This is a genomic window from Streptomyces sp. NPDC054866, from assembly GCF_053610745.1.
In genome coordinates, this window is sequence record NZ_JBSGZA010000005.1 from 181,645 (window position 1) to 205,007 (window position 23,363).

Genomic DNA, 23,363 nt, shown 5'->3' on the forward strand with positions numbered 1-23,363 from the left:
CCCTGACGCTGCGCGGTTGGTCGGCTACCGGTTCGCGATCCTGCCAGTTACAGCCCCGAACGAGGAGGTTGCGCCATCATCCGGACGCCTTAGCCGCAGGTCAGCCGTATAAGGTGAGTTTTCCGGTCCGGATATCCAGTGCGGCGGAAGTAAGGGGTGGAGGCCTTGAGTTCCGACTCAGGGGCACGCACAGCCTTCGCGGAGCGTCTCGCGCTGCTGTACAAGGAAGCCGGCAACCCTCCCCTCCAGCGCGTGGCCGAGGCGGTCGTCCGGCATCAGCGGGTCGACGAGCGCGGGCGGATCGTACGGGTGTCCGCACAGCGGATCAGCGACTGGCGACGGGCCAAGAACGTGCCCGCGCAGTTCGCCGCCCTCGCGGCCGTGCTGCACGTCCTGATACCCGAAGCGCGGCGCGAGCGGCCCGCGCCGGTGTCCACCGGTCTGTACGACATGACCCAGTGGCAGCTCCTGTGGGAGCGCGCGGTGGCCGACCCCGTCGGCGGTCGCGCCGGCCCCGCATCCACATCCGCGTCCGCGGAAGATGAGGAACGGCTCCAGGCCGAGGCCGCGACCGGCGTCCACAGTGTGTGCCCCTACCGAGGGCTGGCTTCGTACCGGCAGCAGGACGCCCGGTGGTTCTTCGGGCGTGAGCGGAGCACGGACGCCCTCGTCGCTCAGCTCCGCGCGGCGGAGAAGACGGGCGGCCTCGTCATGCTCGTGGGCGCCTCGGGGGCGGGAAAGTCCTCCCTGCTGAACGCCGGCCTGGTGCCCACCCTCCAGAACGGCGCGCTCAGCGACGAGGACAGCGAGGCGGGACCGGTGCTGCAGCTCGTACCGGGAAGCGACCCTCTCGCTGAGCTGACCCGGCAGATACCTGAGCTCGCGCAGGCGCTGTCCTACGCCAAGGACGCCGAGGAAGCCAAGGGCTCCGAGGAACCGGCCGCCTCTGCCGTCGAGGAACCAGCCGCAGCAGCGCCTGGTACTCCGCAATTCACCCACGCCGTGAGGGAGTCCTTCGCGGCATGGGCGCGACGCGAGTCCCCCTCCGCCGCCCGCCCGGTCGTCATCGTGGACCAGTTCGAGGAGACCTTCACCCTCTCGTCCAGCGAGGCGGGCAAGCGCACCTTCATCCAGCTCCTCCAGGCCGCGTGCTCCCCCGGCGACGCCGGTGGACAAGCCCCCGCGCTCGTGGTCCTAGGCGTACGCGCCGACTTCTATGAGCACTGCCTCAGATATCCCGAACTGGCCGACGCGCTGCAGCACCGGCACATGGTCCTCGGGCCGCTGACCACCACGGAGTTGCGCGAGGCCGTGACCGGCCCGGCCAAGGCCGTGGGGCTTGAACTCGAACCGGGGCTCGCGGAGCTGATCGTCCGGGAGGTGAGCACGGACGGGCCCCGCGGGGCGCACGACGCGGGAGTGCTGCCGCTTCTGTCCCACGCCCTGCTCGCCACCTGGCAGCGGCGGAAGACGGGACGGCTCACGCTGGCCGGATACCGCGCGGCGGGGGGAATCCAGGGAGCCGTGGCGGCGACCGCCGAGCGTGCCTGGTCCGGCCTCGACCCGGCGGCCCGCACTGCCGCGCGACTGCTCCTCCTCAGGCTGGTCAGGCTCGGCGAGGACACCCAGGCCACGCGCAGGCGGGGGGCGCGGCGCCAACTGGCCGAGGAGTCGACGGATCCCTGCAAGACCGAGGAATCGCTCGAAGCGCTCGTACGCGCCCGGTTGGTGACGCTCGACTCGGAAACCGTGGAGATCACGCATGAGGCGCTGCTCCACGCCTGGCCCCGGCTGCGCGACTGGATCGACGAGGACAAGAACGACAACCTCCTGCGCCAACGCCTTGAGGAGGACGGCAGGACCTGGGAGGACTCCGGCCGCGACACGTCACTGCTCTACCGGGGTTCCCGTCTCGAACAGGCCCGTGCCTGGAGGAAGACCGCCGGTGGCACGTTCCTGACCAGAGGCGCGGTGGAGTTCCTGGCTGCTTCGGCCAGGCTCCGTAAGCGTACGGTTCTGATCACTCGTGGTGCGGTGGCCGCCCTGGTCGTTCTGGCGATGGTGGCCGTCGTCGCGGCGGTGGTCGCGTGGCAGCAGCGTGACGACGCGGTGTTCGAGCAAGTGGTCGCCGAGGCCGATCGCGTCCAGGACACCGATCCGTCACTCTCCGCTCAGCTCGACCTGGTCGCGCACAATCTGCGGCCCGACGACGAAGGCACGGAGAACCGGCTGCTCTCGATCGTGAACGCGCCGCTTGCCACACCGCTCCTCGGCCACAAGGGCGCCGTCTACCTCACCTCGTTCAGCCCGAACGGGCGGATCCTGGCCACTGCCAGCTACGACCGGACCGTACGGCTGTGGGACGTGTCGGACCCGTCTCATGCCAAGCCCCTGGGCAAACCCCTTACGGGCCATACGAGTTGGGTGAGCAGCGCGGTCTTCAGCCCGGACGGCGACACTCTCGCCACCGCTGCGGACGACGGCACGGTCCGGCTCTGGGACGTTCGGGACCCCGGCCGCCCTCGCCCGCTGGGTTCGCCTCTGACCGGCCATGACGGCGCGATCTATCTGGTCGCCTTCAGCCCGGATGGGCGCACTCTGGCCTCTGCCAGTGACGACCACACCGTACGGCTGTGGAACGTGGGCGACCCGAGCCGGGCGAAGGCACTCGGTGCGCTGACCGGCCACACCGCCGCCGTGCGCTCCGTGGCCTTCGGCCCTGACGGCCGAACACTGGCCGCCGGTGGCGACAACGGCACGATCAGACTGTGGAACACGGCCGATCCGCGGCGCCCGAAGCCGATCGACAAGGTGCTGACCGGCCATGGGGGCACGGTGCACTCCGTGGCCTTCAGCCCCGATGGCCGCACGCTCGCCAGCGGCAGCAGCGACAACGCGATCCGGCTCTGGAAGGTGACCGACCCGCGCCGTGCGAAGTTGCTCGGCACGCCGCTCACCGGGCACACCGGCCCCGTGTGGTCCGTGGCCTTCAACTCCGCGGGAACCATGCTCGCGGCCGCCAGCGCGGACAGCACGGCGAGCCTGTGGAACGTCCGTGATCCGGCGCATCCGTCGCAGGTCGGCGAACCCCTCGCGGGCAGCAGCGGGGAGATGTACGCCCTCGGTTTCAGCCCGGACGGGCGGACTCTCGCCACGGGCAGCGGCGACAACAAAGTCCGCCTGTGGTCGATACCGACGTCGGACATGGTCGGCAGGACCGGAGCGTTCCGCCCTGATGGGAAGGTGCTCGCCACGGCCGCGCGCGACGAGCGGGTCCGGCTGTGGAACGTGGAGCGTCCCAGTCGGCCCGTGGCACTGGGCGAACCCTTCAAACCCTCTGAAGGGGACGTGCGTTCACCGGTGTTCTCGCCCGACGGCAAGACGCTCGCGCTCCTTACGGGAAGCCGCGCGGTGCAGCTGTGGAACGTCGCCGACCCCGCTCACCCGGTCCCCTACGGGCCCTCCGTCGCCCTGAAGACACGCTTTGCGGCCGCGCTGGCCTTCAGCCCGGACGGGCGCACACTGGCGACCGCCGACACCGACCGCACCATCCAGCTGTGGGACGTCAGTGACCCGTCCCGCCTCCGCCGGCTCGGCGAACCGCTCACGGGCCATGAGGGCTACGTCAATTCCCTCGTCCTCAGCAAGGACGGCCGAACTCTCGCCAGTGGGAGCGCGGACGGCACCATCCGGCTCTGGAACGTGTCCGACCCGCGCAACGCCACCCGAATCGGCAAGCCCCTCAAGGGGCACCTCGGCCCCATCAACGAACTCGCCTACAGCCCGGACGGCCGCACGCTGGCCAGCGGCAGCGACGACGGCACGGTCCGGCTCTGGAACATCGCCGACCCCTTCAAGGCGGCCCGAGTGGGCCCCTCCCTCACGGGCCACACCGACGCGGTGGTGTCACTGACGTTCAGCGCGGACGGCCGCACGCTGGCGAGCGGCGGCAATGACAACACGGTCCGCCTCTGGGACGTCGCCCACCCCTCCGACGCCTCCCCCATCGGTCAATCCATGAGCCCCAACGCCAAGACGGGCAGCTTCTTGTCGTTCAGCCCTCAGGGCGAGATGCTCGGAGTCTCAAGCGGTACCGATACGGTCCGGCTTTGGAACTTGGACACCGACGCGGCGATTCAGCGGATCTGCTCGGCCACTCGGGGCGTTCTTACGCAGGAAAGATGGCAGGAGTATCTGCCCCGCCTCTCGTACGAGCCGCCCTGTGACGAGTAACGGTTCAACAGCCCGGTTCAACGGCCTGGTTCAACAGCCCTGCCCTACGGATGACGCTACGTGATCCCGGTCACAACTCGACATTTCGACTGAGTAGTTGACTCCCCTTACGCGAGAAGCCTTGTTACGGTTGGCCACAGCCCGACCGCTGGTGCATCCCCCGTCGCCAGCGGTCGGGCGTTTTTCGTGATCTCACCCTTCGACGACGCCGTGATCTCACCCTCCGGCGACCTCCGTGAGCACATCATCTGCAAGGCGCCTGCAAGGCATCCAGTTCGCGATGCTTTTCGGCACGGCGGGCCGGACAGTGCAAATTGAGACGCGGCCGGCCGACTATCTCCGTACCAACTGGGTGGTTGGGCCATGCTTCGTGACAGTGGGCCTTAGCGGGCCTTTGAATGATGGCAATGATGGCCTGAAACTGCATCGAATTTCGGCATTGGACACTTCGTCAACACCTCTTGAGGAGTCGTAGGGTGAGTGGCGTTGATCGACAGGGCGGTGAGCACGGATGGCCAAGGCCTACGAGGAGATCGCGGACGAGCTGCGCGCACAGATTCGCTCAGGTCGTCTCGGGCCCGGTGACCGACTGCCGTCCGAGGCGGAGCTCATCAGGAGCACCGGCCGCAGCGGGCCGACCGTCCAGCAGGCCCTGCGCGTGCTCCAGGCAGAAGGTCTGATCGAGAAGCAGCACGGCCGCGGCACCTTCGTCCGCCGTCCACGCCTGCTGGTGCGGCGCTCCAACACCCGGCATCAGTGGGAGAAGGACCGGGCTCGCGCACCCGAGCAGCAGCGTCTGGCGACAGGCGCGACGGAGCACGACACGGGGCTCGGGGTCGACGACCTCGTCTTTCACGCCGCGTACCGCGAGATCGAAGCGCCCCAGGAGATCGCGTCGGCTCTGGGCGTCGACGAAGGAACGGCGCTCGTCGAGCGGACCTACCGGACGCGGTACAGCGCCGAACGAAACCCCTTCAGCCTCGTCACGTCGTATCTGGTCCGCGATCTCGTCAAGGGAAACCCCGACCTCCTGGACGAGACGAAGGAGCCTTGGCCGGGGGCGACATGGAACCAGCTGCTCACGGTGGGCATCGAGATCGACCGCATCGAAGAACGCGTGACGGCCCGGCCCCCGACGGTGGAAGAGGCGGAGGAGCTGGGCCTGCCGCCCGGCAGCGCGGTTCTCGTCGTTCGCAAGACCTCGCACGACACGGACGACCGCATCGTCGAGATGTCGGACAACACGCTGCCCGGCGACCGCACAGAAATGCTCTTCACGACCCACTTGGAAAGGTGGTGAGCCGTGAGCAGGCGCATCGTCATCGTCACGGCCGTCCATGCACCGTCGGCGCCCTTCCTGGCCGACGCGTACAAGTCCATCCGCGAGCAGGAGTTGCCCGTCGGCTGGGAGTGGCACTGGCTGATCCAGGAGGACGGGACGACAGACCGGGTCGCGCCGTACGTACCCGACGACGACCGGATCACGTTCAGGCAGGGACGCCCGGGAGGCCCAGGGGTCGCTCGAACCATCGCCTTGGCGCACGCGGACGGCGAGTACGTCAAGGTCCTCGACGCCGACGACCAGCTTGCCCCGGGCGCGCTGGCCCGCGATCTCGCGGCCCTCGAAGCGGATCGGACCCTTGCTTGGGCGACGTCACGCGCGCTCGATCTTCTCCCCGACGGATCTACGGCCGGTTTCCCCGGCGACCCCGAGCACGGGCCGATCGAGCGTCAGGAAGTGCTCAACTACTGGGCGTCTCACGACTACCGGGCACAGGTCCACCCGGCCACGCTCTTCGTCCGCCGCGATCTGCTCGTGGCCCTTGGCGGTTGGATGGCTCTGCCCGCTTCCGAGGACACGGGCCTCCTGCTCGCCCTGAACTCGACCTCTCGCGGCTGGTTCTCGTCGGAGGTCGGCCTGCTCTACCGCAAGTGGGAAGGCCAGGCGACCGGCCAGGCGGCACACGTCGACACGGCGGAGCGGGATGCGCGCATGGCCGTTGTGGAGGCCAGGGCGCGGGCGTTGGGCCGCTTGGGGTGGTGTTACGGCGGGTTGGGGGGCGTCGCGAGTGAGGGGGGTGGCTGATTGTGCCGGGTGACGGGGGTGGCTGACTGGGGGGTGAGGGGGGGGCGGCTGACCGGGGGTGAGGAGGTCGGCTGACTGGGGGCTGACCGGGTCGCTGGCCTGTGGCTGACCGGGTCGCTGGCCGGCGGCTGAGTGGGTCGGCTGACCGGGGGGTGACTGGCTCGGCTCACCGGCCACTGACCGGCTCGGCTGACCGGCGGCTGACCGGGTCGGCTCACAGGCGGCTGGCTGGCCCGGCTGACCGGCGGCTGACCAGCTCGCTGACCGGCGGCTGGCTGGCCCGGCCTACCGGCGGCTGAGCGGGTCGGCTGAGCGGGTCGGCTGACCGGCCCGGCTCCCCGGCAACTGACCAGCCCGGCTGACCGACGACTCACCGGCGGCTGACCAACCCGCTGACCGGCCACTGACTGGCCCGGCTAATCGGCGGCTGACCGGATCGGCTCACGGCGGCTGACCAGCCCGCTGACCGGCCCGGCTCACCGGCCGCTGACTGGCCCGGCTGACCGGGTCGGCCGACCGCGGCTGAACGGCACGGCTGACCAGCAGCTGACCAGCTCGGCTGAGGGATCTTGCCGTGGGCGTCGGCGGGCTCGTACGGTCGCGGCTATGCCTCCCGCTTCCCTCCGCCGTACGTCGGAGCTTCTGGCCACCCTCGGCCGCGGCTATGTCCGCAACGCACCCGGCTCGCTGCTCAAGGGCCCGCTCGCCGCCCGGTATCTCAACCCGTACCTGCGCGACCACCCGCGTCAGCGCGTGGTCGAGGCGCGGTTCGACGCGTGCTTCGCCTGTGACTCCCGCGATCTCATCCAGCGGTTCATCAGCCTCTACGGCGTGTGGGAGCCGCACATGACACGGTGGCTGCAGAGCCGCCTGAGCACCGGAGACACGTTCGTCGACGTGGGCGCGAACATCGGCTATTTCGCGATCCTGGGCTCCCGCCTGGTCGGCAGCACGGGGCGGGTGGTGGCCATCGAGGCGTCTCCCGCATTCCACAACCGCGTGCTCCAGCACATCAGTCTCAACGGCTGCGACAACGTCCGCGCCGTCAACGCGGCCGTCTCCGACAGCCACAAGACGCTGACCTTCGTGCTCGCCAGCTCGAACAACATGGGCGCCAACTCGATAGTCCCGTACGACGGTCCGGCCGAGTCGAGCTTCGACATGGAGGCCCGGCCCCTGTCCGAGATCCTGGACGCGGACGAACTCACCAGGGCCCGCGTGATCAAGATCGACGTAGAGGGTGCCGAGGGCGGCGTCATCAGAGGGCTGGCTCCCACGCTGGCAGAGCTTCGCCCGGACGTGGAGATCGCCGTGGAGGTCACCCCGGACCGCATGACCCAACTCGGGGATTCCATCGATGAGTTGATGTCGACCATGGCTCAGCACGGCTTCCACACCTACCGGCTCCCCACCGACTACAGGCCCGAGAACTACCCCCGCGCGCTGCGTCGGCCGGAGCCGCCGGTGCGGTGGCGCGGCCCCATCGTCGGCGAGAGCGAGCTGGTCTTCTCGCGGGTGGACGCCGAGACGTTGCGGTAAGGGCCCTGGGGGGTAGGCCCCTGCGGATAGAGCCCCGCGGTGATGTCGGCGCTTTCCGTCCGGCCCGCCGGGCGGTGGCGGGCGGCGCCGACCACCCGCCGGCGACCTACCGGTTCCCGTCAAACGGGAGATCCAGCATGCGAATCGCATTCCCTCGCAGCAGCTTGTACGCCACCTCCTCAGGGAGATGACCGACATGGTCCTCGGCCACCTGCTTCGTGTGCGGCCATGTCGAGTCGACGTGCGGATAGTCGGTTTCGAAGGTGGCGTTGTCGACGCCCACGGTCTCGATGGAGGCGACACCGTGCTTGTCCCGGAAGAAGCAGCAGAAGATCTGCCGGTAGTAGTACGTCGACGGAGGCTCCGGGATCAGGTCCTTGACGCCGCCCCAGGCCCGGTGCTCCTCCCAGACGTCGTCGGCGCGCTCCAGGGCGTACGGAATCCACCCCATCTGGCCTTCGCTGTACGCGAGTTTGAGGCGCGGGAACTTCACAAGGACCCCGGAGAAGAGGAAGTCCATCATCGATGCCATCGCGTTGTTGAAGCTCAAGGAGGCCTGAACGGCCGGCGGCGCGTCGGGCGACGCCGCCGGCATCTGTGACGACGAACCGATGTGCATGTTCACCACCGTGCCGGTCTCCTCGCACGCCGCGAAGAACGGGTCCCAGTAGCCGGAGTGGATCGACGGCAGCCCGAGGTACGTGGGGATCTCGCTGAAGGTCACGGCGCGCACGCCGCGGGCGGCATTGCGCTTGATCTCGGCGACGGCCAGGTCGACGTCCCACAGCGGGATGAGGCACAGCGGGATCAGTCTGCCGCGACTGTCCCCGCACCACTCCTCCACCATCCAGTCGTTGTACGCCCGGACGCAGGCGAGCCCGACCTCCTTGTCCTTGGCCTCGGAGAACGTCTGCCCACAGAAGCGCGGGAACGTCGGGAAGCAGAGGGAGGCCTCGACATGGTTCATCTCCATGTCCTCGACGCGGGCCTTCGGGTCCCAGCAGCCGCGGCGCATCTGCTCGCGCGTGATGCCGTCGAGCGTCATCTCGTCCCGCGAGAAGCCGACGGCGGCGATGATGCGCTTGTACGGGAAGATCTCCCCCTCGTACTCCCACCAGTCGGTGATCTGCCCTTCCGGGTCGGTCGTGAACTTGTACTTGCCGCCGATGTACGCGAGCTCGCCGATACCTGCGGTGAAGGGCTTCGGGCCCCGGTCGCGGTACTTGCTCGGGAGCCACTTCTCGAAGAGGTGCGCGGGTTCGATGACGTGGTCATCCACGCTGATGACGCGGGGGAGCTCCTTGGCCCCGACCTCGTTGCTGTCCACTGCTGTGCCCCCTACTACCTGCCGGTTTCCCATACACGCATCTGACGGTCCATCAGATTGAGGTTATGGGCTCGCATCGACGACGGCAACAGCCCGCTTGAAACTCGACCCCTTGCGCGATCGGGCGGGATCCGCTGAACTGACGAACCGTCAGGTCAGGTTGAGGGATTGAGGGAGGGTGCTCGATGCAGACGATGTGGCTCAGCGGAGCCGAGTGGATCGCCGTGCTCCGGATCGGACTCGGCCTTTGGTGGCTGGAGAGCTGGCGCCACAAGGACAAGAAGACCTGGTTCACCGGAGGGGGCATCGGCTGGGCGGTGGGCATCGCCGAGAAACACCGCTGGCCGTTCGTCCGGTCCGGCTTCGACCTGACCGTGCGGCCCCGGCCGCAGCTGATGGCGTACATCGTCGCCTACGCGGAGCTGGCGCTCGGCCTCGGCCTCATCTTCGGCTTGCTCACACCGATCGCGCTGATCGGAGGGCTCGTACTCAACCTGATCTATTTCGTGTTGATGATCCATGACTGGGCCGAACAAGGTCAGAACCTGATGATGGCGCTCATCTCCCTCGTCGTTCTCTTCGCCATGGGCTGGCAAGTCTGGTCGCTGGACGATGCGTTGGGGCTCTTCCAGTAGGAAGCCTGTCGCGCTTGCCTGGCCTGTTGCGCCGCGGCATGCCACTCTGCCCCGGCATGAGCACGGCGCGCACCGTCGTTCTGGCAGATGAGGAGAGGCCGATGAGCGAACGCGACCGGGAAATGCGGGAGATGCGGGAGACGCACGGGCCTGAGGCGTCAGTCCTCAGGCAAGGCCACGCCGCGCGAGCTGAGAGCGCGGCAGCTCGCGCGGCAGCCATCAGCCACTACGTCGAGCGCGTCGCGGGAGAGCAGCCGGACGGCAACGCGACTGACGAGAACGCCGTCTGGAAGGCAGCTCACGCCGCGCGCGTGGCGGCGCAGGCGCTCGCCGTGCTCGCCGAGAGCTCGCCTGATCCAGCCGCGGACTCCCGCTGCGCCAGGAACTCCGCTGCCTCGGCCGCGCAGGCCTCCCAGATGGGACAGCTCGTCGACGGCGACACCGAACCGTCTCGCGCCGCGTGCCGGGCCGCACTCAAGGCCTCCCTGGCCGCATCCGCGGCGGCGGGGGCCAGCTGTCTCGGCACGGACGAGGGGCTGAACTCCCAAGCGGACGAAGCCGAGAAGCTGGCCGTCGCGGCAGCGGAGCGCGCCGGCTGGATCCGTCCCGGCGCGGACATCCCCGCCGTCTCGACGGGTGTACGAAGCCCCGAGGTCATGTCGATGCTCCACCTCTGACGCCCCTCTGACCCCACCTCTGACCGCCTCCGACCACCTCTGACCTCCGTGCTTGCCCATGTTCAGGCGCGCCCCTAAATTTAGAGAGCTCTCTAAGTTTTAGGGAAGGCGAGGTGCGCTGATGCAGACGGACCAAGGTGGACTGCGTGCGCGGAACAAGGCTGAGCGGCGGCTGCGGATCCTCGCGGCGACGCGTGAACTCCTGCGCGACGAGCCGGAATCGGTGATCAGTACCGAGCGGATCGCCGAGCGGGCGGCGGTCGCCCCGGCCACCGTCTACAACCTCATCGGACCGCGCGACAAGATCTGGGAGGCGCTGGCCACCGGGTTCATGGACGACCTCGAGCACCGCCTGGCGACGCCGGACGCCGGTGGTCCGCGCGAGGTCGTCGAGGCGACCGTCCAGCTGTTCGTGGGCGACCCGGTGGTGTCCCGCCGCATGGTGCGGGAGTGGGCGGAGAGCGGCCTCGTGTTCGACCGCAGCCCGCTCACCCAGCTCCGTCAGGCGATGGCGGACGCGCGGGCCCGAGGCCTCCTGCGCGCCGACATCGACACCGACGCGCTGGCCGCCGTTGTCGGCGCCTCGTGCCTGGGCGCGCTGCATCAGTGGGTCGCCGCCCTGATCGACGACGACCGGTTCCTCGCACGTGCCCTGTTCGCACTCGACGTCGCGCTCGCCGCGGCGGCCACGGACCCCCACCGCGACCAACTGCTGGCGCCGCTGCGACGCGGAGGTCCGGTACGCGGGGATGCCGTATCCAGGGATGCGGTACGGCTGAACACAGCACCCGGGGACTCGGTATGACCGCCGGTGCGCTGCCGCAGACCCGAAGCTTCGTGGGCGGCGACGGAACCCTGCTCGCGGCCGATGTGTGGGGCGAGGCGTCCCCGCCGCCTCTTGTCCTGCTGCACGGAGGCGGCCAGACGCGTCACGCCTGGGCCCGGACCGGCCCCCGGCTCGCCGCGCTGGGGTGGCGGGTCATCGCCCCGGACCTGCGGGGGCACGGGGCCAGCCAATGGTCGGCCGACGGTGACTACGACCTCGGCCTGTTCGCCCAGGACGTCCGCGCGCTCGTTGCCGAACTCGGCGACCGGCCGGTGCTCGTCGGTGCCTCGCTCGGAGGCCTGAGTTCGCTGCTCGCCGCCGGCGAGGCGCCCCGGGCGGCCATTCGCGCTCTGGTGCTCGTCGACATCGCCCACCGGCCCGATCCCCGCGGGTTCCGCCGGATCGTCGAGTTCATGCGCCGCCGCCCGGACGGGTTCGCCAGCCCCGGGGAAGCGGCCGCGGCGGTCTCCGCTCATCTGCCGCATCGCCCACGTCCGTACGCTCCGGATGCAACTGATACTCCGGATGCTCTTGACGCTCCGTACGCCCCCGCTGGGATACGGCACAACCTGCGCCGTCACGGCGATCGCTGGGTCTGGCACTGGGACCCCCGCATCCTGGACAGCTTCGAGGGCCGGATGGACCCGCCCGGCATGGCGGAGCGCCTCCTCGACGCCGCATGCGCGACCGAGGTGCCGATCCTGCTCGTCCGGGGCGGCATGAGCGACGTGGTGCGCGAAGACATCGCCGAGCAGTTCTGTGAGCGGGTCCCCCACGCGCGGCGCGTCGATGTGGCCGACGCCGGGCACATGGTGGTCGGCGATCGGAACGAGCACTTCATGGACGCGGTCGCCCCCTTCCTGGACGGGATCCGGACGGGATCCAGTGAGCATGGGGCCGGGCCACCGGCCGCACCCCGGCCGGGTGACTTCAAGCGGCCATGACACGCCCCGTTCCGCTCTCCGTTCCGTGGTGTCACCATGCGGAGTCCAGGGGTGTCGAGGGGTGTCGAGGGGTTCCCTCGACGGGGGCGGGCGGAGGAACGAATGGCAGAGGTGTTCTTGCGGCGGCTGACCCGGTGGCAGGCGGAGCAGCAGCGGGAAGCGATCGCCGACGTCTATGTCGCGGCCTACGAAGGAGAGGCCGGAGCCGAGTACCGGGACCGTCAGGGGTTCCTGCGCCTTTTCGAGAGCACCGTGCAGCGGCCCGACTTCGACATGGTCGTCGCCGACGCCGGGGGCCTGGTCGGCTGTCTCTACGGCTACCGCGCGCCGCGAACCGGCGACTGGTGGGAGGGGTTCCGCGGTGTCCTGCCCCCGGATGTGGAGGAACGCACGGCCTCGGGCCGGGTCTTCGTCCTGACCGAGCTGATGGTGGTGCCCGCCTACCGGCGCCAGGGCGTCTCGGACCGCCTGCGCACGCTGCTGCTCATGCGGCACGCCACGGACCTGGTCGTCGCGGTCATCAAACGGGACGACGACCTGGGGCGCGAGGTCCTGCGGTCGTGGGGCTGGACGAAACTCGGAGAGTTCGACTCGGCCGGCCCCGGATCGGGGGCACCGTCCCGCCGGGGAGAGAGCGAGGCGGGGACGCCTGACGGGCTGGTGTGGGAGGGGTGGATGCGGCCGCCGGCAGTTTGAGGACCGCCTGGCCCGCCTAGCGCACCTCGCTCGCCTAACGCCCCTTGCTCGCCTGGCGCACCCTGCTCGCCCTCAACGAGTACATGAGGGGGATGCGAGGGCGGTCCGCCGGGAACTGGTAGACGCCGTCGCGGAGTTCGAGGGAGCCGAAGCGCTCGAAGAGCGTGGTGTCGTGCTCGTGGAGGAAGTCGATCCGCAGGCCCGCCGCCGCGAGGGCCGACACGACCTCGCCCACCGGGTGCTGCCACTCCACGGTGCGGTTGTGGACCGTGGGGGTGGTCATGTCCGCGTAACCGCCGGGGGTCTCCTCGATCCAGGCGTCGCGGGCGAAGTAGTCGTACGCGATCCGTGAGCCTGTCGCGTCGTCCAGGATGTCCGCGAGCGGATGGAACTCCGAGAGGTAGAGGAAGCCCCCGGGCGCGACGAGCGCGGCCGCGGTCTCGGCCCACCGCTGGATGTCGGGGAGCCAGCACAGGGCGCCCACCCCGGTGTAGACGATGTCGTACGAGGAGTCGGGCACCGCAGTCGCCGCGTCGTACACGTCGGCGGCGACGAAGGACGCCTGGTCGGCGGTGAGGCCGAGCTCGGCGGCGAGGTCGCGGGCCGCGTCCACGGCGGGCTCGGAGAAGTCGAGCCCGACCACGCGTGAGGCGCCGTGCCGGGCCCAGGAGAGGGTGTCCAGGCCGATGTGGCACTGGAGGTGGAGCAGCGAGCGCCCGGTGACGTCACCGACCTCGGCGAGCTCGAAGGCGCGCAGCGGGTCCTTGCCCGAGCGGAAGGCTTCGAGGTCGTAATACTCGCTGGCGAGGTGGAGAGGGACGCGCTCGTCCCAGCGTTTTCGGTTGGCCTCGCGCCAGTCGGACGGGGTCGGTGAGTACATGCCCAGAAAGTTATCCACAGGCTGGGGACCCTCGCCAGCGGATTGTCGGCGTGTGCGTGCACTATGGGGTCCATGAGCGACTTGGGTGCGGGTGCAGCAGTGAATACGCCGGATGCGGAGATGGCCGACTGGGAGAAGCGGTTCCGGGCGCCGCGGGTGTCCCTGCCCGACTGGGCGGAGGACGCCCCCGACCGTGCCTTGTTCGTGTCGAACGCGACGGGGACGTACGAGCTGTACGCATGGGACCGCGCGACCGGCGAGCAGCGCCAGGTGACGGACCGGCCGAACGGCACGACGGACGGCCTGGTCTCGCCGGACGGCGAGTGGATCTGGTGGTTCGACGACACGGACGGCGACGAGTTCGGCGTGTGGATGCGCCAGCCCTTCGCGGGCGGCGCCGCCGACGAGCCCGCGGTGGCGGGCCTCGCCGCGTCGTATCCCGCGGGCCTCGCCCTCGCGCGGGACGGGCGGATGTCCGTCATCGGCCGCTCGACGGACGAGGAGGGCTCGACGATCCATGTCGTACGTGCTCCGGGCGCGGACCCCGTCGAGATCTACCGCCACCGCGAGTCCGCGGGCGTCGGCGACCTCTCCCACGACGGCTCGCTGATCGCCGTCGAGCACACGGAGCACGGCGACGCGATGCACTCCACCCTCCGGGTGCTCAGGCCGGACGGCTCCACGGTCGCCGAGCTCGACGACACCAAGGGCGGCACGGTCGAGCTGGGCCTTGAGGTCCTCGGCTTCGCGCCGGTCGACGGGGACACGCGGCTGCTCGTCGGGCATCAGCGGCGCGGCCGCTGGGAGCCGATGGTGTGGGACGTCGCGTCGGGCGAGGAGACGGACCTGGCGCTCGACCTGCCGGGTGACGTGAGCGCCGAGTGGTATCCGGACGGCTCCGCCCTGCTCATCGCGCACAGCTTCGAGGCCCGCAGCGAGCTGTTCCGGTACGTGTTCGCCTCCAGTGAGCTGATCGAGGTCGAGACGCCCAGGGGGTCCGTGTCGGGGGCGACGGCGCGGCCTGACGGCAGCGTGGAGTACCTGTGGTCGTCGGCCGCCGAGCCGCCGGTGGTGCGCTCGACGACGGGCGGCGTCGTCCTCGACCCGCCCGGCATGAAGGCCCCGGCCTCCGTGCCCGTGGAGGACGTATGGGTGGAGGGCCCCGGCGGCCGGGTCCACGCCCTCGTACAGAAGCCCGCCGACGCGACGGGCCCCCTGCCCACGGTCTTCGAGATCCACGGCGGCCCGACGTGGCACGACAGCGACGCGTTCGCCGCGGGCCCGGCAGCCTGGGTGGACCACGGGTACGCGGTGGTGCGCGTCAACTACCGCGGCTCGACCGGGTACGGCCGTGAGTGGACGGACGCCCTCAAGCACCGGGTCGGTCTGATCGAGCTGGAGGACATCGCGGCGGTGCGGGAGTGGGCCGTGACGTCGGGCCTCGCGGACCCGGACCGCATCGTCCTGGCCGGCGGCTCCTGGGGTGGGTATCTCACGCTCCTCGGCGTCGGCATGCAGCCCGATTCCTGGGCGGTGGGCCTCGCCGCGGTCCCGGTCGCGGACTACGTGACGGCGTACCACGACGAGATGGAGGCCCTGAAGGCCATGGACCGCACGCTCCTCGGCGGCACGCCCGAGGAGGTCCCGGAGCGCTTCAAGGCCTCGTCCCCGCTCACGTACGTGGACGCGGTGAAGGCCCCGGTCTACATCTCCGCGGGCGTGAACGACCCGCGCTGCCCGATCCGCCAGGTCGAGAACTACGTGGACCGGCTCAAGGCGCGGGACGCGGTGCACGAGGTGTACCGGTACGACGCGGGGCACGGCTCGCTCGTCGTGGACGAGCGGATCAAGCAGGTGCGGTTGGAACTGGACTTCGCCGAGCGCCACCTCCGCTAGCCGCAGGGCGACGGCTGCGGGGCGATGGCTGCGGGGTGACGGCTGCGGGGTGACGGCTGCGGGGGCGGTGGTCGCGGGGCCGGTAGGCTTCGCCAACCCCGCGGCCCGTCTCCCACGGCCGCCCCCGTACCGTGGGGGTGTGTACCGGTTCCTGCTGACGCCCCGCTGGTGGGGGATCAACGTCTTCGTACTGCTGGCCATCCCCTTCTGCGTCTTCATGGGGTCATGGCAGCTGGGGCGGTTCGAGGACCGCGTCGAGGCGCATGACGCCGCACAGGAGCAGGCGGACCGGCAGGCGTCGCCGACCCGCTCGGAGGAGAAGCCCCGGCCGCTGGACTCGCTGCTCCCCGTGGACAAGGAGACGTCCGGGGAACGGGTGTCGGCCACCGGGCAGTACGGCAAGCAACTGCTGGTGCCGGACCGGGAGTTGGACGACAAGTCGGGTTACTACGTCCTCACGCTGCTGCGCACCGAAAGCGGCAAGGACCTGCCGGTCGTCCGCGGCTGGCTCCCCGGGAACGCGAATGCGGCGAAGGCCCCCGCGGCACCCTCCGGTGAGGTCACCGTCACGGGCGCGCTCCAGGCCTCCGAGAGCCCTGGTTCGAACGGGGTGAGCGCGGCCGGAGGGCTGCCGGACGGGCAGCTGGGCGCCATCAGCGCGGCCTCGCTGGTGAACGTGATCCAGGGCGATGTGTACGACGCCTGGGTCACCCTGGAGAAGGGCGACTCCGGGATGAAGGCGGTTCCGGCGTCCGAGCCCGCCAACTCCGGGCTCGACCTCAAGGCCTTCCAGAACCTCGGCTACACCGGGGAGTGGTTCGTCTTCGCCGGGTTCGTCGTCTTCATGTGGTTCCGGCTGTTCCGGCGGGAGCGGGAGTTCGCGCGGGACGCCGAGCTGGGGCTCTTGCCCGAGGGATAGCCCTGGGCTCCCCGAGCCCCCGCACGCGATGTCCTCAAACGACGGACGGGCTGGAATCGTCCAGCCCGTCCAGCCAGTCCAGCCCGTCCTGTAGGTCAACCGCGCCGCCTACGAAGCCGACAACATCCCCGTGCGGTAAACCGTCCCCGCGCACGCGTTGGTGATCGTCGCGCCTGCCGCGGGCGAACCCTCGGCGGCCGTCAGGGACACCGTCACGCCGCCGTCCAGTACACCGCCGTCCTCGCGCGTCATCTGGGGCTCCACACCACCCGACGTGCCGCCGTCCGCGCTGCCGCCGTCCTCCGTGGGGGTCGGGTCGGGCGAAGGCTCACCGCTGTCCGTGGGACACGCCTCCGAAGGCACCCAGGCGAACTTCACCTCGTACGCCGCTCCCGGCTGGAGGACCAGCGAGCTGAGCGCCTGGGCCGGGTCCGGGAGGCCCGTCGCCGCGTCGCCCGCCACGTGGTCGGTGACGACGATCTTCGCGGGATCGGCCGCTCCCGTCGTCGCCGTGCTCACGCTGCCCGGGGCGCTGACCGTGCAGCTGCTGCCGGAGACGTTGGCGATGCGGAAGCTGCCGTACACCTTGCCGTCGGCCTCCGGTGCGCCCGCGCTACCGCTGGCGTTGCCGAGCTGGTCCACCGCGCAGGCGGGCGAGCCGGCGGATTCCGTACCCGACGGGTCGGGACCACCGGTCGCGCCGCCGCTGGCCTCACCCTTCCCCTTGCCGTCCTTCTTGTCCTTCTTGCCTTTCTTGTCCTTGGACTTGGAGGGGCCGGAGTCGCTGCCCTTGCCCTTCTCCCCGCCGTCAGGACCCTTGCCGCCCTGACTCGAACCGCCCTGCGTCTGCTCGCTGTTGCCCGCTATCGACGGGCGGTCGTCCGAGCCGCCGCCGGAGTTCGTGACATGCACGAGAGCGGGGATGGCGGTGCCGATGAAGAGCGCGGCGGCCGCCATGCCGACCACGGCCTGACGCTTGCGCTGACGGCGCGCAGGCACCGCGTACCGCAGACGTTCCAGGGCGCGGTCTCCCGGCTCGATCTCCTGGACCGCCGAACGCATCATCCTGCGCAGCGCCAGCTCGTCGGAGCCGTCCTCACCGCCGAAGACGGAATCCGGAGCCTCGCCGCCCTCGCGCTCAGCCGCGGTGGGCTCGTCACGCTCAGCCGCGGCGGGCTCGTCACCCTGGCCGTGTTTCACAGTTCCGTCCCCAGCATGCTGCTCAAACTCGGCGCTCTCGTCATGCTCGCGCCCGTACTCCTGCTTGCTCATGCCGGTGCCTCCATGGCGACCCGCAGAGCCGCGATCCCGCGCGAGCCGTACGCCTTCACCGACCCGAGCGATATGCCCAGGGTCTCGGCGACCTGCGACTCGGTCATGTCCGCGAAATACCGCAGGACCAGGACCTCGCGCTGACGGCGCTGGAGGCCGCGCATCGCCTTGATCAGCTCGTCCCGCTCAAGGAGGTCGTACGCACCCTCCTCGGCGCTCGCCATGTCCGGCATCGGCTTCGAGAGCAGCTTCAGACCGAGGATCCGGCGCCGCAGCGCGGACCGCGAGAGGTTCACGACGGTCTGCCGCAGATAGGCGAGCGTCTTCTCCGGGTCCCGCACGCGTTTGCGTGCCGAGTGCACCCGGATGAACGCCTCCTGCACGACGTCCTCGCAGGAGGCCGTGTCATCGAGAAGCAGCGCCGCGAGGCCGAGGAGCGACCTGTAGTGGGCGCGGTAGGTCTCGGTCAGGTGGTCGACTGTGGTGCCAGCGCTCATCGCCTCTTCAGCGCCCTCGCGCTGCGTCGGGATGCGGGCCGATCTCGTGGTGGGCATGGGGGCGATCACCGGCATGCCGGCGGGCGCACGGGGACGGCGAGGTGGACGCAGGGCCGCGCCCCTCGCCTGAACCGCTGTGAAATCGAGTACCTCTGCCACGCCTGTTGGACACGCTTACCCCCTGGAGGGTTGTACGCATCACGCGGCGCGTTTGCGGCAGACATCGTCGCCGTCGGTGACGATGCATCAATTGCCCCCATGCGTACCAGCTCTTCCCCTATGCCCAAATTTTGCAGCGCTCAGGTCACGCCCCCGGGAGGGCGATCGCAAAGACGCGCCCCGCCCTGCTGCCGGTTGCAGTGGACGGGGACGAATATTGCGAATCTTCGAACGCGGCAATGGTCCAGATCAAGCGATCCTGGCCACCAAGTTGGACACAGAATTTACACAGATCCCGCAAAGGCTTCCGCTCCGGGGAGCAATCGGGGCTTGTTCTGCCCGCCGGCCCGCACCTTTCTGCGCCTTTTTGTACCTACTGCTGACGCCCGGTGAACTCGCCCGCCACCAGCTCCGCGATCTGCGCCGTGTTCAGCGCGGCCCCCTTGCGCAGGTTGTCCCCGCACACGAAGAGTTCGAGGGCCGTCGGATCGTCGAGCGCGCGCCGCACCCGGCCCACCCACGTGGGATCGGTCCCCACCACGTCGGCGGGGGTCGGGAACTCGCCCGCGGCCGGGTTGTCGAACAGCACGACGCCCGGAGCCGTGGCCAGGATCTCGCGCGCGCGGTCCACCGTGACCTCGTCCTCGAAGCGCGCGTGCACGGTCAGCGAGTGCGTGGTCACCACCGGCACGCGTACGCAGGTCGCCGCGACCTTCAGATCGGGCAGGCCGAGGATCTTGCGGGACTCGTCCCGCACCTTCATCTCCTCGGACGACCAGCCGTCGTCCCGCAGCGTCCCGGCCCACGGCACCACGTTCAGCGCCACGGGCTCCGGGAAGGGCCCGGTGTCGTCACCGACAGCACGTCGTACGTCACCGGGGCTCGTGCCCAGCTCCGAGCCGGCCACCAGCGACATCTGGCGCCGCAACGTGTCGACGCCGTCCCGCCCGGCCCCGCTCACCGCCTGGTACGAGGAGACGATCAGCTCGCGCAGACCGAACTCGGCATGCAGCGCGCCGACGGCCACGATCATCGACAGCGTCGTGCAGTTGGGGTTGGCGACGATGCCGCGCGGGCGTACGCGCGCGGCGTGCGGATTGACCTCGGGGACGACCAGCGGCACGTCCGGGTCCATCCGGAAAGCGGCGGAGTTGTCGACCACCACGACGCCCTTGGACGCGGCGATGGGCGCCCACTGCGCGCTGACCTCGTCGGGGACGTCGAACATCGCCACGTCGACGCCGTCGAAGGCGTCCTCGCTCAGCGCGACGACCTCGACCTCCTCACCGCGCACGGCCAGCTTCCTGCCGGCCGAGCGCGGTGAGGCCACGAGTCGGATCTCGCCCCAGATGTCGGCGTGCTGCGACAGGATCTGGAGCATGACCGCGCCGACGGCCCCGGTCGCTCCGACGACCGCGAGCGTCGGCTTTCCGGTCATCGCCCGGTGCCTCCATAGACCACGGCCTCGTCCGTGTCGGAGTCGAGGCCGAAGGCGGTGTGCACGGCGCGCACGGACTCGTTCGCGTCATCGGCGCGCGTCACGACCGAGATGCGGATCTCGGAGGTCGAGATGAGCTCGATGTTCACGCCCGCGTCGCTGAGCGCCTCGAAGAAGGCGGCGGTGACGCCGGGGTTCGTCTTCATACCCGCGCCGACCAGCGAGATCTTGGCGATCTGGTCGTCGTAGCGAAGGGAGTCGAAGCCGATCGCCGAGCGCGTCTTCTCCAGCGCGTCGATCGCCTTGCGGCCCTCGGCCTTGGGCAGCGTGAACGAGATGTCCGTCAGTCCGGTCGAAGCGGCCGAGACGTTCTGGACGATCATGTCGATGTTGACGCCGGAGTCCGCGATGGCACGGAAGATCGAGGCGGCCTCGCCGGGCTTGTCCGGCACGCCGACGACCGTGATCTTGGCCTCCGAGGTGTCGTGCGCGACACCGGAGATGATGGCCTGCTCCACCTTGCGGTCCCCTTGCGGTTCGTTGCTGACCCACGTGCCCTGAAGTCCACTGAAGGACGACCTGACGTGGATCGGGATGTTGTAACGACGGGCGTACTCCACACACCGGTGGAGCAGCACCTTGGACCCGGAGCTCGCGAGCTCCAGCATGTCCTCGAACGAGATCCAGTCGATCTTCTGGGCCTTCTTCACCACACGCGGGTCGGCGGTGAAGACACCGTCGACATCCGTGTAGATCTCGCAGACCTCGGCGTCGAGCGCGGCCGCGAGGGCGACAGCGGTCGTGTCGGACCCACCACGACCGAGCGTGGTGATGTTCTTGCCCTCCTGGCTGACTCCCTGGAACCCGGCGACGATGGCGATGTTGCCCTCGTCGATCGAGGCCCGGATGCGGCCCGGCGTGACATCGATGATCCGCGCTTTGTTGTGGACGGAGTCGGTGATGACACCGGCCTGGCTGCCCGTGAACGACTGGGCCGCGTGACCCAGGTTTTTGATCGCCATGGCCAGCAGGGCCATGGAGATCCGCTCCCCGGCGGTCAGCAGCATGTCGAATTCACGCCCGGCAGGAATCGGGGATACCTGCCCGGCAAGATCGATCAACTCATCCGTCGTGTCACCCATGGCGGACACCACGACAACGACCTGATGGCCGTTCTTCTTGGCGTCGACAATCCTCTTGGCGACCCGCTTGATGCCCTCGGCATCGGCTACGGAGGAGCCTCCGTACTTCTGCACGACAAGGCTCACGTGCGCTCCTCGCTCAGTCCGTCTCTTACCGCACTGCTGCGGTCGGCTCAGTCTAACGAGCGGCCGAAATTCGCCGCGCAAATATCACATGGTGAGATGTCCCGCCCACTACGTGATCATCCGCCGGCATACGCTCCCGCTCCTCGGGAGGTACGTTCCGACCGCTCGGCTTGGCACATGCCCGCTGGGGAGTGGAGCACTCCGGAAAGTGGGGCGGGTCACAGGTTCGGGCCGGGGGCCTTCACTCCACGAACTCCTTCAGCGCCTCGGTTTCCAAGGCGATGTCCACGGGAGCGGGGAGCTGGACCACGGCACCGAAACGGTGATTCTCCAGCTTGCGGTAGCGACCGTCCTCCGGGTCCGTGAACACGGTGACCGAGCAGTCGTCACCGTCGATCAGGAGATACACGGGGATGCCTGCTGCCGCGTAACCGTCCGGCTTCTCCACGCGGTCACGACGATTGGTGTCGGAGTCGAACGAAGTGACCTCCACGGCCATCAGCACAGCGGACGTGTCCGACCATTCGCCGTGCCCCTTGAAACTGCCGGTAGGAGCTAGCACGCCGTCCGCGCGGGCACGACCCTTGCGGTACGTCTCGGTCTTCAGCCCGCCCTCCGGATAGAGCCCCAGCTCCGGCCGCTGCTGCATGCACTGCCGGAGCAGCCACATGCAGATCTCCCTGTGGTTGCCGTCCGGCACGGGCTTGACCATGACCCTTCCGTTGATGAACTCCAGCCGCACCGTCTCCGGCGCATGGCGCTCGAGCTCCTCGAACTCCTCGACGGACATCTGGGGCCGGTCGGTGGTGCTGGGGGTCATGGCGTCGCCTCCTTGACTCCATGGTGCCCGGACCGGCACGTCCTGCACGCTCATACGCCACCTCGCCCCGTCGGCAGACCGGCGGCGCGCCTCAGCTCCGCCACCCGCTCGGTCACATCCATCACCGGTGCCGCAGTGCGTGGGCGGGTCAGGAACGTGTCGGGTACGTATCCGATCTGAATGCCCAGGCGGGCTTCCTCCGCTTCGAACGCATCGCACTCCGCTCGGCAGTCGGCGCAGATCCCGTGGACCAGCTCGGTCGTGATCTCGGGCTCCTCGCAGAGCCCGCAGACGAAGATCGCGCGGGTCACGTGGGCTCGGGCAGGAGTCTTGGCAGGGGGCTTCGGTGGCATCTTGCTCTCCAGTCGATTACGGGCGAGCCCGCCCGGATTGGTGACCGTGGGCGGCAACCCGGCGGTCAGGGCCTGGATGATGTCCTGCGGGGTCGCGCCGTGGTCCAGCCATTGCGCGGAGAGGGTTTCGAGGGCGCGGCACTCCCCCTCGGAGAGGGCCATTCGCCGGTCGGCCGCCCGGAGTTGGGCGAGCGTGCGGTACGCGACGCTGGGCTCGGACTCGGATTTCGGCTCGGCTTCCGGCTCGGGGGCCTGTTCCCCCGCCGGTTCCGGTACGCGGGCCAGGCCCGGGTGATGATCGTGCGTGACGTCACGCCCGTGCCGATCGCGGACGAAGTCGGCCCACCACTCCTCTGACCTGGGGATACGCGACCAGTACGTCCGGGTCACCCAGCGCATCGAGTTGTCCTCGACGGTGAGGTGCTCCTTGATCCAGCGAAGATGCCCGGCCTCGGTCAGCCGCCGCAAGGAGGTGCGGATGGCTTGCTGGCCGTACTGGGGATGCGCGGCGGCGAGGTCCTTGTAGCCCATCGCGGCGCCGGCTTTGAGGTGGTCGACGAAGACGGCGACGTTCGCGTCACGCGGATGCAGATGCGCGAAATCCGCTTCCGTGTGCGGTTTTTCGTCATCCGCAAGGCGCTTGCCGTAGCCCGAATTGGCCAGGGGGTGGGACGGGGACGGCAGGGCGGGATTAGGCTTGGCATAAGCCACGGTCGACCTCTGATCGATCGTAGGACTAGGCCTCGGATTCGGTGTTGGCGCACCGGCCGGGGCCGTTCTATTGCCGCGAACGTAGAGCGGCAACACACTGCGGCGCAAGCTGACCACGGAACGTCACCCTTGAGGGTGACGGATCTTCAACTTCCGTTGCAGGCTGGTTGGTTGGGTTCTTCTCCCC

The 23,363-nt window shown here is 69.6% G+C and carries 19 protein-coding genes; 11 read left to right on the top strand and 8 right to left on the bottom strand.

Annotated features, from left to right (window positions below):
* The first annotated feature begins 156 nt into the window (after window positions 1–156).
* The 4 genes from ACWGI2_RS25715 to ACWGI2_RS25730 all read left to right on the top strand — a co-directional run bounded on the left by ACWGI2_RS25715 (window position 157) and on the right by ACWGI2_RS25730 (window position 7,858).
* Window positions 157–4,233: an nSTAND1 domain-containing NTPase gene (locus tag ACWGI2_RS25715; protein ID WP_453697871.1), complete on the top strand. Its 4,077-nt coding sequence runs from the start codon at window positions 157–159 to the stop codon at window positions 4,231–4,233.
* A gap of 511 nt (window positions 4,234–4,744) precedes the next feature.
* On the top strand, window positions 4,745–5,533 hold the full coding sequence (locus ACWGI2_RS25720) for a GntR family transcriptional regulator (protein ID WP_453697872.1): 789 nt from the start codon (window positions 4,745–4,747) through the stop codon (window positions 5,531–5,533).
* Between the two features lie 3 nt (window positions 5,534–5,536).
* On the top strand, window positions 5,537–6,319 hold the full coding sequence (locus ACWGI2_RS25725; RefSeq protein WP_453697874.1) for a glycosyltransferase family 2 protein: 783 nt from the start codon (window positions 5,537–5,539) through the stop codon (window positions 6,317–6,319).
* A gap of 606 nt (window positions 6,320–6,925) precedes the next feature.
* Window positions 6,926–7,858, top strand: a complete 933-nt coding sequence (locus tag ACWGI2_RS25730; protein ID WP_453697876.1) for an FkbM family methyltransferase — start codon at window positions 6,926–6,928, stop codon at window positions 7,856–7,858.
* 106 nt (window positions 7,859–7,964) lie between these two features.
* Here ACWGI2_RS25730 and ACWGI2_RS25735 read toward each other — a convergent pair whose 3' ends face one another.
* A complete protein-coding gene (locus tag ACWGI2_RS25735; protein WP_453396976.1) occupies window positions 7,965–9,218 on the bottom strand; it encodes an amidohydrolase family protein in 1,254 nt (417 codons plus the stop codon).
* A gap of 152 nt (window positions 9,219–9,370) precedes the next feature.
* Between ACWGI2_RS25735 and ACWGI2_RS25740 the strand changes: the two genes are divergently transcribed.
* The 5 genes from ACWGI2_RS25740 to ACWGI2_RS25760 all read left to right on the top strand — a co-directional run bounded on the left by ACWGI2_RS25740 (window position 9,371) and on the right by ACWGI2_RS25760 (window position 12,963).
* The gene (locus tag ACWGI2_RS25740; protein WP_453697877.1) at window positions 9,371–9,820 is read left to right on the top strand and encodes a DoxX family membrane protein; all 450 of its coding nucleotides are present in this window, start codon (window positions 9,371–9,373) and stop codon (window positions 9,818–9,820) included.
* Between the two features lie 101 nt (window positions 9,821–9,921).
* Entirely contained in the window at window positions 9,922–10,497 is a 576-nt protein-coding gene (locus ACWGI2_RS25745) for a hypothetical protein (protein WP_453697878.1), read from the top strand.
* Window positions 10,498–10,618: 121 nt separating this feature from the next.
* Window positions 10,619–11,302 (top strand): TetR/AcrR family transcriptional regulator, encoded by a 684-nt coding sequence (locus ACWGI2_RS25750; protein ID WP_453697879.1) that lies wholly within the window; start codon window positions 10,619–10,621, stop codon window positions 11,300–11,302.
* Window positions 11,299–12,267 (top strand): alpha/beta fold hydrolase, encoded by a 969-nt coding sequence (locus tag ACWGI2_RS25755; RefSeq protein WP_453697881.1) that lies wholly within the window; start codon window positions 11,299–11,301, stop codon window positions 12,265–12,267. The genes ACWGI2_RS25750 and ACWGI2_RS25755 overlap by 4 nt, the downstream gene beginning before the upstream one ends.
* Before the next feature lie 102 nt (window positions 12,268–12,369).
* Complete coding sequence (locus ACWGI2_RS25760; protein ID WP_453396971.1) at window positions 12,370–12,963, top strand: GNAT family N-acetyltransferase; 594 nt, start codon at window positions 12,370–12,372, stop codon at window positions 12,961–12,963.
* A gap of 34 nt (window positions 12,964–12,997) precedes the next feature.
* On the opposite strand, the gene ACWGI2_RS25765 is transcribed toward ACWGI2_RS25760, so the two are convergent.
* On the bottom strand, window positions 12,998–13,843 hold the full coding sequence (locus ACWGI2_RS25765; RefSeq protein WP_453697882.1) for a class I SAM-dependent methyltransferase: 846 nt from the start codon (window positions 13,841–13,843) through the stop codon (window positions 12,998–13,000).
* 72 nt (window positions 13,844–13,915) lie between these two features.
* Between ACWGI2_RS25765 and ACWGI2_RS25770 the strand changes: the two genes are divergently transcribed.
* Both ACWGI2_RS25770 and ACWGI2_RS25775 read left to right on the top strand, forming a co-directional pair.
* Window positions 13,916–15,739, top strand: coding sequence for a prolyl oligopeptidase family serine peptidase (locus tag ACWGI2_RS25770; protein ID WP_453396969.1), 1,824 nt, complete (start codon window positions 13,916–13,918; stop codon window positions 15,737–15,739).
* Between the two features lie 139 nt (window positions 15,740–15,878).
* Window positions 15,879–16,658: an SURF1 family protein gene (locus ACWGI2_RS25775; RefSeq protein WP_453697883.1), complete on the top strand. Its 780-nt coding sequence runs from the start codon at window positions 15,879–15,881 to the stop codon at window positions 16,656–16,658.
* A 108-nt stretch (window positions 16,659–16,766) separates the two neighbouring features.
* Here the strand turns inward: ACWGI2_RS25775 and ACWGI2_RS25780 are convergent, their stop codons facing one another.
* The 6 genes from ACWGI2_RS25780 to ACWGI2_RS25805 all read right to left on the bottom strand — a co-directional run bounded on the left by ACWGI2_RS25780 (window position 16,767) and on the right by ACWGI2_RS25805 (window position 23,176).
* Complete coding sequence (locus ACWGI2_RS25780) at window positions 16,767–17,930, bottom strand: hypothetical protein (RefSeq protein ID WP_453697884.1); 1,164 nt, start codon at window positions 17,928–17,930, stop codon at window positions 16,767–16,769.
* The gene (locus tag ACWGI2_RS25785; protein WP_453396966.1) at window positions 17,927–18,586 is read right to left on the bottom strand and encodes a SigE family RNA polymerase sigma factor; all 660 of its coding nucleotides are present in this window, start codon (window positions 18,584–18,586) and stop codon (window positions 17,927–17,929) included. The genes ACWGI2_RS25780 and ACWGI2_RS25785 overlap by 4 nt, the downstream gene beginning before the upstream one ends.
* A 373-nt stretch (window positions 18,587–18,959) precedes the next feature.
* Window positions 18,960–20,024: an aspartate-semialdehyde dehydrogenase gene (locus ACWGI2_RS25790; RefSeq protein WP_453697885.1), complete on the bottom strand. Its 1,065-nt coding sequence runs from the start codon at window positions 20,022–20,024 to the stop codon at window positions 18,960–18,962.
* Complete coding sequence (locus ACWGI2_RS25795; protein WP_249588720.1) at window positions 20,021–21,292, bottom strand: aspartate kinase; 1,272 nt, start codon at window positions 21,290–21,292, stop codon at window positions 20,021–20,023. The genes ACWGI2_RS25790 and ACWGI2_RS25795 overlap by 4 nt, the downstream gene beginning before the upstream one ends.
* 241 nt (window positions 21,293–21,533) lie before the next feature.
* Entirely contained in the window at window positions 21,534–22,112 is a 579-nt protein-coding gene (locus tag ACWGI2_RS25800) for a Uma2 family endonuclease (protein WP_453697886.1), read from the bottom strand.
* Between the two features lie 50 nt (window positions 22,113–22,162).
* The gene (locus ACWGI2_RS25805; RefSeq protein WP_453697888.1) at window positions 22,163–23,176 is read right to left on the bottom strand and encodes a hypothetical protein; all 1,014 of its coding nucleotides are present in this window, start codon (window positions 23,174–23,176) and stop codon (window positions 22,163–22,165) included.
* Window positions 23,177–23,363 lie beyond the last annotated feature (187 nt).